Origin of the sequence: Ferrovum sp. PN-J185 (genome assembly GCF_001581925.1) — a bacterium.
In the GTDB taxonomy this organism is placed as follows: Bacteria; Pseudomonadota; Gammaproteobacteria; order Burkholderiales; family Ferrovaceae; genus PN-J185.
Genome location: NZ_LQZA01000003.1, coordinates 214,323 through 229,472, shown reverse-complemented (window position 1 = coordinate 229,472; position 15,150 = coordinate 214,323). Strand labels below are relative to the sequence as shown.

The following is a 15,150-nucleotide window of genomic DNA, read 5'->3' as shown; positions in this document are numbered from 1 at the left end:
ATGATGAGAGTAATATGACCAAGTCTACAACCAAGAAAAAAGATTCAGGTTTTGGTAAAGCAAAACTATTACCAGGTAACTTTAGAGTTGCGGCAATTCAAATGGCCTCAGGCCCTCATGTCGATGCCAATCTGTTAGAAGCGGGTAGACTTATAAAAATGGCTACCGATCAAGGCGCGGCTATTATTGGCTTACCTGAATATTTTGCCATTATGGGAATGAAAGACACTGATAAGGTGAAGGTTGCCGAGTCTTTTGGTTCAGGTCCTATTCAAGATTTTCTATCACGATCTGCTAAACGCTATGGCGTATGGATTGTGGGTGGTTCAATTCCTATTAAGACAGAGCAGCAGAATAAGATTCGTAATAGTTCACTGGTATTTGATCATACGGGTAAATGTGTAGCCCGATACGACAAAATTCATTTGTTTGGTTTTCAACGAGGTGTTGAAAAATATGATGAATCTAAAACGATAGAGCCTGGTAATCAAATCGTCACTCTAAATAGTCCCTTTGGTAAGATTGGATTATCTATTTGTTATGACTTACGTTTTCCTGAGCTATATCGAGCTATGGGTGAATGTGATCTGATTTTTATTCCTTCTGCCTTTACTGAGACAACTGGTAAAGCCCATTGGGATACTCTCATCCGCGCTCGTGCCATTGAGAATTTGGCGTATGTGATTGCTCCTGCGCAAGGTGGATATCACATGAATGGTCGGGAAACACATGGATCGAGCATGATCGTGGATCCTTGGGGAGTGGTACTTGACCGTCTCTCTAGAGGTTCAGGAATTGTTATCGCTGGTGTTAATCCCGTTCATTTAACTGAACTTCGCACGAGCTTACCGGCACTAACCCATAAAACCCTCAAGGTTCAATCCTCTTGAGAGATGAAATTAAGGATAAATACTTATGAACGCCACTTTTAAAAATGCACAATCCATTCTCTTAGAGCCATACGGTCTTGGAGTAGGGCAACTAGATCAAGTGCTGGGATCGATTCTTACTCATCAAGTGGATTATGCTGATTTATATTTTCAGTATAGCCGCGCTGAGGGATGGAGCTTAGAAGAGGGACAGGTTAAGTCAGGTTCATTCCATATTGAGCAAGGAGTAGGGGTGAGGGCTGTTACTGGTGAAAGAACTGCCTTTGCTTATTCAGATGATATACAGTTGTCTAGCCTTCAAGAAATTGCTAAAGCGACCCGTTCAATTGCACAGAGTGGACAGCAATTTAGCCTGTCAAAATTAACACACAGCCTTGACACGAGACAGCTCTACTCAAGTATTGATCCCCTAATGACTTTAGCTGATGACAAAAAAGTGGCGTTGCTAGAAAGAATTGAAAAAATTGCCAAAGCCATGGACCCAAGAGTAACCCAAGTAATGGCATCGTTAGCAGGTCAGTATGAAGTCGTTTTAGTAGCCAGAAGTGATGGTCATATGGCTACAGATATTAGACCTCTAGTGCGCTTATCGTTACAAGTTATTGCTGAGCATAATGGTCTACGTGAGCAAGGTTCTGCAGGGGGTGGAGGGCGTTTTGGTTATGAATATTTTAGTGATGAGTTACTGGAGGATTATGCCAGAAGAGCTGTTCATCAAGCGATAACAAATTTAGATGCAAAACCTGCTCCAGCCGGAGCAATGCCTGTGGTATTAGGACCTGGTTGGCCGGGGATTCTTCTACATGAAGCAATTGGTCATGGTCTAGAGGGTGACTTTAATCGTAAAGGATCGTCAGCATTTTCAGGGAGAATTGGGCAACGAGTGGCAGCCCCTGGGGTCACTGTGCTTGATGATGGCACCATAGCCAATCGTCGTGGCTCATTAAATTGTGATGATGAAGGAAACCCCACGCAAGCTACAGTGTTAATCGAAGATGGTATTTTAAAAGGGTACATACAAGATACACTTAATGCAAGATTAATGGGTATGTCTGTGACGGGTAATGGACGCAGAGAGTCTTTTGCCCATTTACCTATGCCTAGAATGACTAATACTTACATGTTAAATGGCAATATGGCCTCTGATGAAATTATCGCTTCAGTTGATAAGGGTATATATGCTGTTAATTTTGGTGGTGGACAGGTAGATATTACTAGCGGTAAATTTGTCTTTTCCGCTGCAGAGGCTTGGATGATTGAAAATGGACGGTTAACCTATCCAGTTAAAGGAGCGACTTTGATCGGTAATGGTCCCGATGTTCTAACGAAGGTGTCAATGATAGGTAATGATATGTCTTTGGATCCTGGTGTTGGAGTATGTGGGAAAGAAGGGCAGAGCGTTCCTGTTGGTGTGGGGCAGCCTACTTTAAGAATTGATGGCCTGACTGTAGGTGGAACCATTTAGTCTGTTAAAATAGCTATTTTAAAATTCAAATACATAGGTTCAACGAATTCAATGAATACTGATCACCTTTTCAAGACGGATGATTTAAGAATACGTGAGATTAAGGAGTTGTCTCCTCCATCCCATTTACTGCGCGAGTTTCCTTTATCGGAAAATGCCTCAACCGTTGTTTCTGCAACACGCCAACAGATACACAATATTCTGCGAAATGATGATGATCGGCTACTCGTTATCGTTGGTCCTTGCTCTATACATGACCCACAGGCTGCTATAGATTACGCAACACGTTTGAAAGTTTTGAAAGAAAAATACGCCAGTGAATTATTGATTGTCATGCGTGTTTACTTTGAAAAACCAAGAACAACAGTGGGTTGGAAAGGGTTAATCAATGATCCTCATTTAGATGGCACGTTTCAAATTAACGAAGGTTTGAGATTAGCCAGAGGATTATTGTTAGATATTAATGAGATGGGTGTTCCTGCTGGAACGGAATTTCTTGATTTAATTACCCCACAATATTTTGCTGACTTAATCAGTTGGGGAGCAATAGGTGCTCGTACTACAGAAAGCCAAGTGCATAGAGAGTTGGCATCTGGTTTGTCATGTCCAGTTGGATTTAAAAATGGTACTGATGGGAACTTGAAGATTGCGGTAGATGCCATCCGTGCTGCACAACAACCCCATCACTTTTTATCTGTCACCAAAGCGGGTCATTCTGCAATAGTTGCGACTAATGGTAATGAGGATTGTCACGTTATTTTACGTGGTGGAAAAGCCACAAACTTTGATGCCGATAGCGTTGAGTCTGCAGCAAGTGAACTGGTTAAAGCGCAATTACCGGCTAAAGTTATGATTGATTTTAGTCACGCTAATAGCCAAAAAGACCCACAAAAACAACTGTCGGTTGCCGATAACGTCGCTCAGCAAATAGCACACGGTGAGACACGTATTATGGGGGTTATGATCGAAAGTCATATTGTGGCAGGCAGACAAGATCTGGAGCCAGGTAAACCCTTAGTGTATGGACAAAGCATTACAGATGCTTGTATTTCATTTGTGGATACCGAGACTGTTTTTGAGACGTTAGCAAACAGTATTCAACAACGTCGTAAAAATAAAAAATAATCTATCGTGGGGGATCGGCAATGAGCGAGGGATTTCACGTACATGGCTCTCACGAGCATGAATTGGAACATCAAGCAGGACACGGTGTTCCTCTTGCTCAACAAGTCGCTGTATTCACTGCTATCTTAGCTTCAATTGGTGCAGTGGTCAGTTATCTTGGTAGTAACGCTCAAAATGAAGCTCTTTTCCATAAAAATGAGGCTGTATTGTTTAAAGCCCACGCAAGTGATCAGTGGAGCTTCTATCAGGCCAAAAGTATGAAAGGCAATATTGTTGCAATTGCAAAAGAATTTGCTACGGGCCAAGACAAAGAAAAATACGCGAGTGAAGTGGGGCGTTACGAAAAGGAAAAAGCTGAAATTAAAGCTAAGGCAGAAGAGTTTGAAGCCAAATCAGAAGCTGAGAATAAATTGGCAGAAAAAGCATTTCATCCTCACCATTATCTGGCAAGAGCGATGACATTTTTGCAAATCGCTATTGCTCTCGCTTCTGTCACAGCACTGACTAATCGCAAGTGGTTGCTGGTGCCAACCGGAATTGGGGCGATAATTGGAATATGCCTGGCTTTTTTTGCTTATCTTTAAATAATGAGATTTTTTCTACTTTTGCCGATGATCTGAGAGAGTAATTCATAGATCTCATTATTTTTTTAAGCTACGCCACAACACATCCGGTGTATGCGCATGGCGATTAATTTCCCTTGCTATAACAAACAAATAATCAGAGAGTCTATTTATATATTGCATTGCAAAGGGTGAAATCATTTCATGATGACTCAAAGACACAAGACGTCTTTCCGCACGTCGGCATACAGTTCTGGCATGGTGACATATTGCTGCAGCTCGGTTGCCGCCAGGTAAGATGAATTCTTTTAAGGCGCTTAAATTAGCATTAATTGAGTCTAATCCTGATTCTAGTTCCTGCACTCTTTTTTCTTCAATAACTATGTGCCCTGGAATACAAACTTCAGCTCCAAGATCGAAAAGATCGTGTTGGATACGAGTTAATTCCTCGTCAATGTAGGGCGGAATCTCATAGGTCAGTAATAAGCCTATAATACTATTTAGCTCATCAACATCCCCCATCACTTCAACGCGATAGTGATCTTTGTTAACACGACTGCCATCTCCTAAACCAGTAGTTCCAGCATCCCCTGTTTTGGTATAAAGGCGTGTGAGTCTATTTCCCATGTTTGTCTCAATTAAATGTTTGTTGGCCTAGTTTGTCACAGACCGTTATAATGTCACTTTGTTCTTAATCTTGCCATAATAAAGTCAATATCTGTATGAAAACTGTTTTTTTAGAATTTGAACAACCGATCGGTGAACTCGAAGCCAAGATTGAAGATCTTCGTTTTGTTCAGGAAGACTCGGCTGTGGATATTTCACAGGAAATTGAGAGGCTACAAAAAAAGAGTCAAACTCTGACCAAAGACATTTACTCTAATTTAAGTGCCTGGCAGATTGCTCAGGTAGCAAGACATAGCCAACGACCCTACACGCTTGACTATATCGAGCATATTTTTACTGATTTTGAAGAGCTTCATGGTGATAGAGGTTTCGCAGATGATCCTGCGATCGTTGGGGGGATAGCTCGTTTTCAAGGCCGTCCAGTAATGATTATTGGCCACCAGAAAGGACGTGATACAAAAGACAGGATATACCGAAATTTTGGTCAAGCACGCCCTGAGGGATATCGAAAAGCATTGCGTCTCATGCGTTTAGCTGAAAAGTTTAATATGCCAATTATGACCTTTATTGATACGCCAGGTGCCTATCCTGGAATTGGCGCTGAAGAGCGTGGTCAGTCAGAGGCTATTGGTAGAAATTTATATGAGATGGCAGCGCTTAAAACACCCATCATCTCCACCATAATTGGTGAGGGAGGGTCAGGCGGCGCATTGGCCATCGCCGTGGGCGACATGACTCTCATGTTGCAGTATTCCGTTTATTCAGTTATTTCACCTGAAGGTTGCGCTGCGATTCTTTGGAAAACAGGGGATAAAACCAGTGATGCAGCAGAGGCGTTGAATATTACTGCACCTCGTCTAAAGTCGCTGGGTTTAATCGATAAGATTATTAATGAGCCATTAGGTGGAGCGCACCGAGATGTACAAAGCATGGCTCAATCTCTTCGCCGTACTTTGCAAGAAGCACTTAAAACTGTTGATGAACTATCTGTTGATGAGCTACTCGCCCGTCGTTTTGAAAGACTGATGAGCTATGGCAAATTCAAGGAAATCCGCAGTTAATCTCATTGATCAGGTTGGTCAGTTTTTACAGAAATACATTACTGACCATAACTCTCATATCACAGTTGCGGTGAGCGGAGGATTAGACTCTGTTGTTTTGCTTTATCTTTGTTCACAATTAACTGACCAATTACAATTTCGTTTATCTGCAGTACACATTAATCATCAATTACAGAGCATAAATGATGAGATGCAACAACATGTCATTAAATTATGTGAGAAGTTATCTATTCCTTTAACAGTTGTAGCAGTTAATGTTGAGCTTGATTCGGGTCTCGGTCTTGAAAAATCAGCAAGGCAAGCCCGTTATAATGTTTATAAAACATTAGATACAGATTTCTTATTATTAGCCCATCATGCCAATGATCAGGCTGAAACATTTTTAATACAGTTGTTTAGAGGGTCTGGATTGCCTGGGCTTGCTGCTATGCCGGAAAGTAGATTGTTAAAACCGACGACCATTCAGTTACTTAGGCCTTTAATTCATGTTAAACGATCTGTATTGTATGACTACGCGCTAACGCGACAATTAACCTGGGTTGAAGACCCAACCAATCAAGATAGTTATTATGCAAGAAACTATATAAGACAAGTCCTGGCACCTCTAATTGGCAATAAGTTTTCGCACTGGGTTGATACCCTCAACCGCACCAGTCTACATCTAGCCAAATCACAACAGCTACTTGACACCTTAGCGCTGATTGATCTTCAGCAGTGCACTCTCGATAACAGACTCGATGGGAGAAAGGTTGTTGCTTTGGGAGAAGAGAGAGCCGCTAATCTTGTTCGTTATTGGTTAGTAAAAACAAATCTCCCTGTTTTACAAGAGGCGCAGTGGCAATCATGGTGGCAACAAGTTAAGACTCGTAAACAAGATACTCATCCGCGCCTTGATTTCGCGGGGGTTTCATTAGTTAGTGATAATAATTACTGGTATATAATCAACAACATAGCCCCATGGCAAACAATAACAGTATCCACTTGGCAGTTGAATGACATAGAAATTCCTTATGTTGGTGTATTAACTAGCCAGCGCGTATTAGGAAAAGGGGTCAAAGAAACCTCTTTAAATCAGTGTGTTACGCTTAAAAGACGAGAGGGAGGTGAAAGCCTTAAAGTGCATTCTCAGCGCCCGCACAAAGAGATAAAACAGCTCTTTCAAGAATTACACATTCCGCTTTGGCAACGTGATAGATGGCCTTTTATCAGTGATGAAAAGGGACTAATTGCTATCCCAGGAGTGGCAACAGAGTTAGTTCATCAGGCTGGGCCTGATGAATGGGGTATTGTACTTATCTGGCGTTTTTACTATATAAATGGCCAGGGTGATGCGCTGCATGTTAAAATCTAGTGCTTTTTATATTATTTTTGGAGTGTTTTTCATGGCTATTGAGCGTACCTTATCTATTATTAAACCCGATGCAGTCAAAAAGAATGTAATCGGACAAATTTATAGTCGTTTTGAACAGGCTGGATTAAAAATTGTTGCAGCAAGAATGGCTCAATTATCTCAAGCTGAAGCAGAAGGATTTTATGCCGTACATAAAGAGCGTCCTTTCTTTAAAGACCTCGTTTCTTTTATGATTTCAGGTCCAGTTATGATCCAAGTCTTAGAAGGTGAAGGTGCTATTCTTAAAAATCGTGATTTGATGGGCGCGACCGATCCTAAGAAAGCTGCTCCCGGAACCATCCGCGCTGATTTTGCTGATAGCATTGATGCCAATGCCGTACATGGCTCAGATGCGCCAGAAACTGCTGCTGTGGAGATTGCTTATTTTTTCCCAGCTCTTAACGTATATTCACGATAAGAACGGTGCAATGACTGTCAACTTGCTTGGGCTAACACAAAAAGAACTCGCTGAGTTTTTTGTAGAACTTGGAGAAAAACCTTTTCGTGCCAAGCAAGTGATGAAATGGATTCACCAGTTGGGAGTGTCTGATTTTAATGACATGACTGACGTAGCCAAGTCTCTTCGAGATAAGCTTACTCAGCTTGCTGTTGTAGCAGTACCGAAATTATTGAATGAACAGCTTTCATCTGATGGTACTCGAAAATGGCTGCTTGAATTAACCCCCGGTAACGCTATTGAAACCGTTTTTATTCCTGAAGACGATAGGGGTACTTTATGTGTCTCGTCACAAGTGGGTTGTGCACTCGCTTGCACCTTTTGTTCGACGGGGCGCCAAGGATTCAATAGAAATTTAACCACGGCAGAAATTATTGGCCAGATTTGGTGGGCCTACAAAGCGTTAGGAAAAAACCCTAAAGGTGAGAGAGTCATTAGTAATGTTGTACTAATGGGTATGGGAGAGCCATTACTGAATTTTGATGCTGTTATTAATACTTTATCCATTCTTTTAGATGATATGGCTTATGGGCTATCGAGAAGAAGAGTAACTTTGTCCACATCAGGTGTTATCCCTGCACTACAACGTTTACAAGAGCAAATGCCTGTGGCCTTAGCTGTGTCATTGCATGCACCTAATGATGCATTACGCGATATTTTGGTGCCAATAAATCAAAAATATCCACTAAAACAACTCATGCAAGCATGTCAGTCCTATGTGAAAGCAGGACCAAGAGACTTTATTACATTTGAGTACGTTATGCTTAAAGACGTGAATGATTCAGACAAACAGGCAAGAGAGCTTATTCAACTGGTGAAGGATATTCCTTGTAAATTCAACTTGATTCCCTTTAATCCATTCCCTGGAAGTGGTTATGAAACCTCAACCAGTCAACGTATTAAAAGCTTTAAAGATATTTTGGTGCAACACGGTTTTATTGTCACAGTAAGAAAAACCAGAGGTGATGATATTGATGCTGCCTGTGGTCAGCTCGCTGGGAAAGTAATTGATAAAAGCCGACGACATGAGAAATTTATGGAGATTGAAAATGACTGATAATATAAATACTCATGACGAGAATAACGTTAGCCTTGGTCAACTATTGATGCAAGCTCGTGAGGCTAAAGGATTATCTCTTATTGATGTAAGTGATAAATTAAAGTTTTCTGTTAAGCAATTAACCTATTTAGAAAATAATCAGTTTGATCAATTGCTCAGTCCCTATTTAGTAAGAGCGATGTTACGTGCTTACGCAAAATTTCTTGTTTTGTCTGAAGAGCCTCTCATTGACGAACTAGAAAAGGTGCTACCTGCAGCTCGAGTTCAGACTTTTGATAAACAAGCGGTGGCTGTGAAACCAAAAAACGTTAGTTTCTCTACTGGTAAGAACACACAAAATCGTTTTGGCTTCAAAATTATACTACTTGGTGTTTTGTTAATTCTTCTACTCTCATTATTTTTGTGGTTTCAGAAATCACATAATCACAAGAGTGAGGGTACGTTAGCACCTTTAAAGAACGAGTCGCCCGAGAAAACTGATAGCAATAAATCCAATACGCTTTCAACTGTTCCTGATTCTAGTAAATCAGTTGATAGTAGTAACACCTATAATACTAATCAAAGTAATTCAACAGAAGTGATAAATCATCCATTGGCCTCTCCTGCCCAGGCAACACCTTCCTCTGTAACGTCTTTAGAGCAAAAAATCGATGCCTCTCCATCTGGAGTAAGTCAAGATAAAGCGCCTATAAATTCTATTCAAAATAGTAACCATTAAAATGAACACGATAATCAAAAGACGAGTCAGTCGTGAGGTGAAAGTTGGTGAAATTCGTGTGGGTGGTAATGCCCCGATTGTAGTTCAATCAATGACCAATACTGACACAGCAGATATTGATAAAACTATTGAGCAGGTTATTGCTTTGTCTAAAGCAGGTTCAGAGATAGTAAGAATTACTGTTAATACAGCAGAAGCTGCCCAAAGTGTTCCTATTATTGTTAAAGAGTTACGGCGTCAATCTTGTTACACACCTTTGGTTGGGGATTTTCATTTTAATGGGCATAAACTACTTACTGAATTTCCAGACTGTGCCAAAGCTTTAGATAAATATCGAATTAATCCAGGCAATGTTGGACGTGGTTCTAAAAAAGATGAGCAATTTGCTACCTTGATTGAATTGGCTATACGTTATGAAAAACCAATTCGAATTGGTGTCAATTGGGGAAGTCTCGATCAAGATATGTTGGCACGTTTTATGGATGAAAATGCAACGACTGCCAACCCCTTATCTATTGAAGAACTAACCCGCAAAGCACTGGTAGCCTCTGCTCTTGAGAGCGCTCACATGGCGCAGAAATTAGGATTACAAGAAAATAATATTATTCTGTCCTGTAAAGTAAGTGGCGTACAGGATTTGATTCACGTATATCGTGATCTTGCTGCGCGATGTGATTATCCATTGCATTTGGGATTAACTGAAGCTGGGATGGGTAGTAAAGGGATCGTTGCGTCAAGTGCAGCCATGGGGATTTTATTACAAGAAGGCATTGGTGACACAATTCGAGTATCACTTACACCGGAGCCCAAAGGTGATCGAACGCTGGAAGTTAGGGTGGCGCAGGAACTGTTACAGACTATGGGGTTACGTGCTTTTACGCCAATGGTTACTGCTTGCCCGGGATGTGGCCGAACAACTAGCACGTACTTTCAAGAGTTAGCAAGTGACATTCAAGAGTTTTTAAGAAATTCAATGCCACTATGGAAGACTCAGTATAAAGGTGTTGAAAACCTTCATGTGGCTGTGATGGGTTGTGTGGTCAATGGACCTGGAGAGAGTAAGTTGGCAAACATAGGTATAAGCTTGCCGGGTTCCGGAGAAAGACCTGTTGCTCCAGTTTATGTTGATGGTGAGAAAACAGTTACCTTAAAGGGTGACAATATTGCAGACGAGTTTAAAGCAATAGTGACCGATTATATAAAAAGAAAATATCAATAGTTAAAGGGTTGTTTTGTTATGGGGCAATTAAAATTTCAAGGTATTAGAGGGATGAATGATATTCTTCCTCAATCTTCTGCTTTATGGGGAGCCTTGGAACAAGAATTAAGACAATGGCTTACTCAGTATGGGTACCTAGAAATTCGTACGCCAATGGTTGAGGATACGGGGTTGTTTGTTCGCTCGATCGGGGAGGTCACGGATATTGTTGAAAAAGAAATGTATAGTTTTGAGGATCGTCTTAATCAGGATAGCTTAACACTTAGACCCGAAGGTACTGCCTCATGTGTGCGCTCAGTGATTGAGCACAATTTACTTTATTCAGGTCCACAAAAGCTATGGTATCAAGGACCGATGTTTCGCCATGAGCGGCCACAAAAAGGGCGCTATCGCCAGTTTCATCAGTGCGGCGTAGAAGCCCTTGGTTTTAGTGGGCCTGATATTGATGCAGAAATGATTTTAATGACGCACCGCTTATGGCAGCGCTTAGGTTTAAAACATGTTAGTTTAGAAATTAACAGTATTGGTAGCCTTGAAACTAGACAGGCATATCGCTCTACACTTATCGAATATTTTACTGCTCATCAAGATAAATTAGATGATGACAGTAAAAGACGTTTACATACTAATCCGTTAAGGATACTTGATAGTAAAAATCCTGAATTGACTCAATTAATTGATAATGCTCCTAAGTTAATTGATCAATTAGATGACTATTCAAAGACGCATTTTGAACAATTAAAACATTTATTAGATCATGCTGGCATTCCTTACCATATCAATACCAGATTAGTACGCGGTCTTGATTATTACAATGCCACCGTGTTTGAGTGGACCACTACTTTACTCGGTGCACAAAGTACGATTTGTGGTGGTGGTCGTTACGATAAACTAGTTGAGCAGCTTGGCGGTAAAGCCGCACCAGCTTGCGGTTTTGCAATGGGTATTGAAAGACTATTGGCACTCATAGAAGAAGAGGGTAATTTAACTTCTCTCCCGACTTACCCTGAAGTATTTGTTATACATCAGGGAAATGGTACTCTTGAAGTATCTTTTAAACTTGCTGAATTACTGCGTGATCTAGGAATTCGAGTACTTACCTACTGCGGTGATGGGAACTTTAAAAATCAAATGAAACGAGCTGATCAGTCACAAGCACACTATGCTTTGATCGTTGGAGAGAATGAATTGGCCAGTGGGCGTTATGTGTTTAAGCCGCTGAGAGGTCAAGGTGAGCAACAATTGTTCTCAGAAGCTGAATTAATCAATTTTTTTAATGAGAAATAAAATATGTACGATCATCAAGAACAAGAACAGATAGAAGATATTAAGGCCTGGTGGAAACTGTATGGTAAATTTGTTAGCTTGGGTATAGTGGTTGTGATTATTGGTTACGCTATGTACCAGGGTTATAACTATTATCAACAATCACAAAATGAAAAAGCTGGTGTACTGTTTGAGGCTGTTCAAAATACTTTTCGTACACAAGACACAAAACAAACATTAACTGCTGCAAAACGTCTACAGGAAGCTTATCCATCAAGTCCTTTATCAAGTAGAGCAGCGTTAATCAGCGCCTTCTTAAGCCACAAGACAGGTCATGACGATGATGCTATCAACGAGCTAAATTGGGTTGAGTCACATACTCATGAAGCCATGTTAGTTGATTTATCAAGGTTGCGTCATGCGGGGATTTTAGCTGATCAAAAAAAATACAATGAAGCCTTGGATTTATTAAGTCAAAATAAAGATCCTGCAATGCTAGCTGCTACGCTTGATTTGAAAGGAGATATTTATACGCTTCTTGGCAAAAATACAGAAGCAAAAAACAGTTATCAACAAATTATTGATCAATCAGGTTCTCAGAATACCTTGTTCAAACAACTTGCACAGGTTAAGTTAGATGCGCTTGGCGGGAGAAGTAAATAATGAGTAATAATTTTCTTGTAAAACACACCAAGTGGTTGATGGTTTTATTTTTTTTGACTAGTTGTAGTTCCAGCTCAATTGTCGTATCAAAATTAAAACCATTAAAAGACAAACAACAATTTACTATTAAGTGGTCTGATCATCCTGGATCTGCAAAGGATCCTTTACTTGAGTCTGTGGTGACTGACGATGCAATCTATGTAGGTACATATAAAGGAAAAGTATATTCTTATAAAGTTAACGATGGTGATACCAATTGGCGTATCGACACCAACTCAAATTTAACTGCGGGTATCGGATATGGTGCTGGAGATATCTTTGTAGCGGACAATAAAGGAATACTTTATGCCTATGACTTGCAAGGTAAAGCACAGTGGCATGTTCCTTTAGGTAGTGAAATGTCATCAGCACCACAGTCCTCCAATGATGTCATTGTTGTAACAACTGAAGATGGCCATATCTACGGACTTGCTGCACAGGATGGCTCACAAAAATGGCTATTGGTTAGAAATATGCCCTCTTTGGTGTTACGTAATGCAACGGGGATGACTGTTACCAGAGGCGCTGCGTTTGTTGGTGTTCCTGGCGGGCACTTGCTTGCAATTGATGTGAATACGGGCAATATTGGTTGGGAGTCGGCTGTTTCAATTCCTAGGGGTGCCACCGAACTTGAGCGTATGAACGATGTTATGGGACATCCGGCTTTAGGAGAGGCTGATGTCTGTGCCGCCAGTTATCAGGGTAAAGTTGCCTGTATGGATCTTCCCAGAGGGAGTATCATCTGGGCTCATGACTTAAATACAGTTGGTCCAGTAGCTGCTTCTGATAATAAAATTTATGCTGCAGACGAAAAAGGAAATATTTATTCTTATTATCGCTCTAGTGGTGCTATAGATTGGAAAAACGAATCACTTGAGGGGCGCTTTTTATCTGCTCCTGCAGCAACATCTGACTATGTTATTGTGGGTGACATCAAAGGGGTTGTTCATATCTTGAGTCGCATTGATGGTAGTGAATTATCAAGAATAGATACAGATGGATCGGCCATTACCAAACAACCCTTAATCATTAACAGTAATACTTTTTTTATTCAAACACATGACGGTCATGTGTATGTAATTATTGCAGAAAGCAAATAAGCTAGGGGATACATATGATTCCAACGATTGTTATCGTTGGTCGACCTAACGTTGGTAAATCAACGTTATTTAACCGATTAACAAAAACTCGCGATGCCTTGGTAGCTGATTTGCCTGGTCTTACTCGTGACCGTCATTACGGTCGAGCAAAATTTGAGGATTTTCAGTATTTTATTGTTGATACAGGAGGCTTCGAGCCTATTGCTAAAGACGGTATTTTACTTGAAATGGCTAAACAAACCTTACAGGCGATGGACGAGGCTGACCGAATTATTTTTCTTACTGATGGTCGATCTGGTCTTACTCCTGGAGACAGACGTGTTGCTGAAGAATTAAGATTGAGAGGTAAACATGTCACTCTCGCAGTCAATAAACTCGAGGGAATGCCTGTTGATATGGCAACTGCGGAGTTTTATGAGTTGGGTATGGGAGAGCCTTGGGCCATTTCCTCTGCCCACGGTGAAGGAATACATGATTTATTAGAAGAAGTTTTTAAAGGTTTAGCACCTGAGCAACAACCTACTACCCAAGAAGAAGTTGATCAAAGCATTCCGCGTATTGCTATAGTAGGGCGTCCTAATGTGGGAAAATCTACCTTAATTAATCAATTATTGGGGGAGGAAAGAGTCATTGCGTTTGATCAACCCGGTACCACTCGAGACAGTATTGAAATAGAATTTGAGCGACAAGGAAAAAAATATCTATTAATTGATACGGCGGGACTGCGCCGACGTGGCAAAGTGTTTGAGGCCATCGAAAAGTTTTCGGTTATTAAAACAATGCAAGCTGTGGAAAGTGCTAATGTTGTTGTCATGACATTAGATGCGCAGCAAGATATCTCAGAACAGGATGCCCATATAGCAGGTTATGTGGTTAGTACAGGGCGTGCTGTGGTGGTAGCTATTAATAAATGGGATGGACTCGACAATTATCAAAAAGATAAAGTTAAAAATGAAGTGGCAAGAAAATTATTCTTTTTGGATTTTGCTCAATACCATTTTATTTCAGCGTTAAAAGGGAGTGGTGTATCAGGATTATTACCCTCTATTGATAAAGCTTATGCAGCGGCAATGGCTAAATTATCAACACCTAAATTGACCCGCGTATTGCATGATGCCGTAACACAACATCAACCGGCAAAGGCGGGGCCCTTTAGACCTAAACTAAGATATGCCCATCAGGGGGGGCATAATCCACCGATTGTGATTATTCATGGTAGTGCAATCAACCATATCGCAGATTCGTATAAACGTTATTTAGAAAATACGTTTCAAAAAGCCTTCGATTTAAAAGGGACTCCGCTACGAGTTGAGTTTAGACAAGGACATAACCCCTTTGCGGATCGAAAACCAAAACCCTTAACTGAAGCAGAGGAAAATCGCTTAAGACGTAAAAGAAGGCGTGGTAGAAAGCTGTTTGGAAAATCATAAATTGTAACAATTTTAAAGAAGGGTGGTAAAAGTCTGAAAAATCAAGTACATTATTGAAGGGCGAGAGGGATAATAAT

General features: G+C 40.7%; 15 protein-coding genes. 14 read left to right on the top strand and 1 reads right to left on the bottom strand.

Annotated elements, in window-relative coordinates; translation table 11 throughout:
* Window positions 1–14 precede the first annotated feature (14 nt).
* From FV185_RS07290 to FV185_RS07275, 4 genes are read left to right on the top strand one after another with little or no spacing between them, the layout of a single operon-like run.
* Window positions 15–890, top strand: coding sequence for a carbon-nitrogen hydrolase family protein (locus FV185_RS07290; RefSeq protein WP_067495722.1), 876 nt, complete (start codon window positions 15–17; stop codon window positions 888–890).
* Window positions 891–915: 25 nt separating this feature from the next.
* The gene (tldD, locus tag FV185_RS07285; RefSeq protein ID WP_067495718.1) at window positions 916–2,355 is read left to right on the top strand and encodes a metalloprotease TldD; all 1,440 of its coding nucleotides are present in this window, start codon (window positions 916–918) and stop codon (window positions 2,353–2,355) included.
* Window positions 2,356–2,406: 51 nt separating this feature from the next.
* The gene (aroG, locus tag FV185_RS07280) at window positions 2,407–3,480 is read left to right on the top strand and encodes a 3-deoxy-7-phosphoheptulonate synthase AroG (RefSeq protein WP_067495715.1); all 1,074 of its coding nucleotides are present in this window, start codon (window positions 2,407–2,409) and stop codon (window positions 3,478–3,480) included.
* Between the two features lie 20 nt (window positions 3,481–3,500).
* On the top strand, window positions 3,501–4,064 hold the full coding sequence (locus FV185_RS07275) for a DUF4337 domain-containing protein (RefSeq protein WP_067495712.1): 564 nt from the start codon (window positions 3,501–3,503) through the stop codon (window positions 4,062–4,064).
* Window positions 4,065–4,121: 57 nt separating this feature from the next.
* On the opposite strand, the gene FV185_RS07270 is transcribed toward FV185_RS07275, so the two are convergent.
* The gene (locus FV185_RS07270) at window positions 4,122–4,670 is read right to left on the bottom strand and encodes a cob(I)yrinic acid a,c-diamide adenosyltransferase (RefSeq protein ID WP_067495709.1); all 549 of its coding nucleotides are present in this window, start codon (window positions 4,668–4,670) and stop codon (window positions 4,122–4,124) included.
* 95 nt (window positions 4,671–4,765) lie between these two features.
* Between FV185_RS07270 and accA the strand changes: the two genes are divergently transcribed.
* Genes accA through der form a run of 10 tightly spaced genes read left to right on the top strand, consistent with a single transcriptional unit; the run spans window position 4,766 to window position 15,073 of the window.
* Window positions 4,766–5,731 (top strand): acetyl-CoA carboxylase carboxyl transferase subunit alpha, encoded by a 966-nt coding sequence (gene accA / locus FV185_RS07265; protein ID WP_067495706.1) that lies wholly within the window; start codon window positions 4,766–4,768, stop codon window positions 5,729–5,731.
* On the top strand, window positions 5,703–7,082 hold the full coding sequence (tilS, locus tag FV185_RS07260) for a tRNA lysidine(34) synthetase TilS (RefSeq protein ID WP_067495703.1): 1,380 nt from the start codon (window positions 5,703–5,705) through the stop codon (window positions 7,080–7,082). The genes accA and tilS overlap by 29 nt, the downstream gene beginning before the upstream one ends.
* A 31-nt stretch (window positions 7,083–7,113) precedes the next feature.
* Window positions 7,114–7,539, top strand: coding sequence for a nucleoside-diphosphate kinase (gene ndk / locus FV185_RS07255; RefSeq protein ID WP_067495983.1), 426 nt, complete (start codon window positions 7,114–7,116; stop codon window positions 7,537–7,539).
* A gap of 10 nt (window positions 7,540–7,549) precedes the next feature.
* Window positions 7,550–8,635, top strand: coding sequence for a 23S rRNA (adenine(2503)-C(2))-methyltransferase RlmN (gene rlmN, locus FV185_RS07250; protein ID WP_067495700.1), 1,086 nt, complete (start codon window positions 7,550–7,552; stop codon window positions 8,633–8,635).
* A complete protein-coding gene (locus FV185_RS07245; RefSeq protein ID WP_067495697.1) occupies window positions 8,628–9,356 on the top strand; it encodes a helix-turn-helix domain-containing protein in 729 nt (242 codons plus the stop codon). Before rlmN ends, FV185_RS07245 begins: the two co-directional genes overlap by 8 nt.
* Before the next feature lies 1 nt (window position 9,357).
* On the top strand, window positions 9,358–10,575 hold the full coding sequence (gene ispG, locus FV185_RS07240; protein ID WP_067495695.1) for a flavodoxin-dependent (E)-4-hydroxy-3-methylbut-2-enyl-diphosphate synthase: 1,218 nt from the start codon (window positions 9,358–9,360) through the stop codon (window positions 10,573–10,575).
* 18 nt (window positions 10,576–10,593) lie between these two features.
* Window positions 10,594–11,862: a histidine--tRNA ligase gene (hisS, locus tag FV185_RS07235; RefSeq protein ID WP_067495692.1), complete on the top strand. Its 1,269-nt coding sequence runs from the start codon at window positions 10,594–10,596 to the stop codon at window positions 11,860–11,862.
* Window positions 11,863–11,865: 3 nt separating this feature from the next.
* Complete coding sequence (locus tag FV185_RS07230) at window positions 11,866–12,504, top strand: YfgM family protein (RefSeq protein WP_067495689.1); 639 nt, start codon at window positions 11,866–11,868, stop codon at window positions 12,502–12,504.
* Complete coding sequence (gene bamB / locus FV185_RS07225) at window positions 12,504–13,643, top strand: outer membrane protein assembly factor BamB (protein ID WP_067495686.1); 1,140 nt, start codon at window positions 12,504–12,506, stop codon at window positions 13,641–13,643. Before FV185_RS07230 ends, bamB begins: the two co-directional genes overlap by 1 nt.
* A gap of 14 nt (window positions 13,644–13,657) precedes the next feature.
* On the top strand, window positions 13,658–15,073 hold the full coding sequence (der, locus tag FV185_RS07220) for a ribosome biogenesis GTPase Der (protein ID WP_067495683.1): 1,416 nt from the start codon (window positions 13,658–13,660) through the stop codon (window positions 15,071–15,073).
* Window positions 15,074–15,150 lie beyond the last annotated feature (77 nt).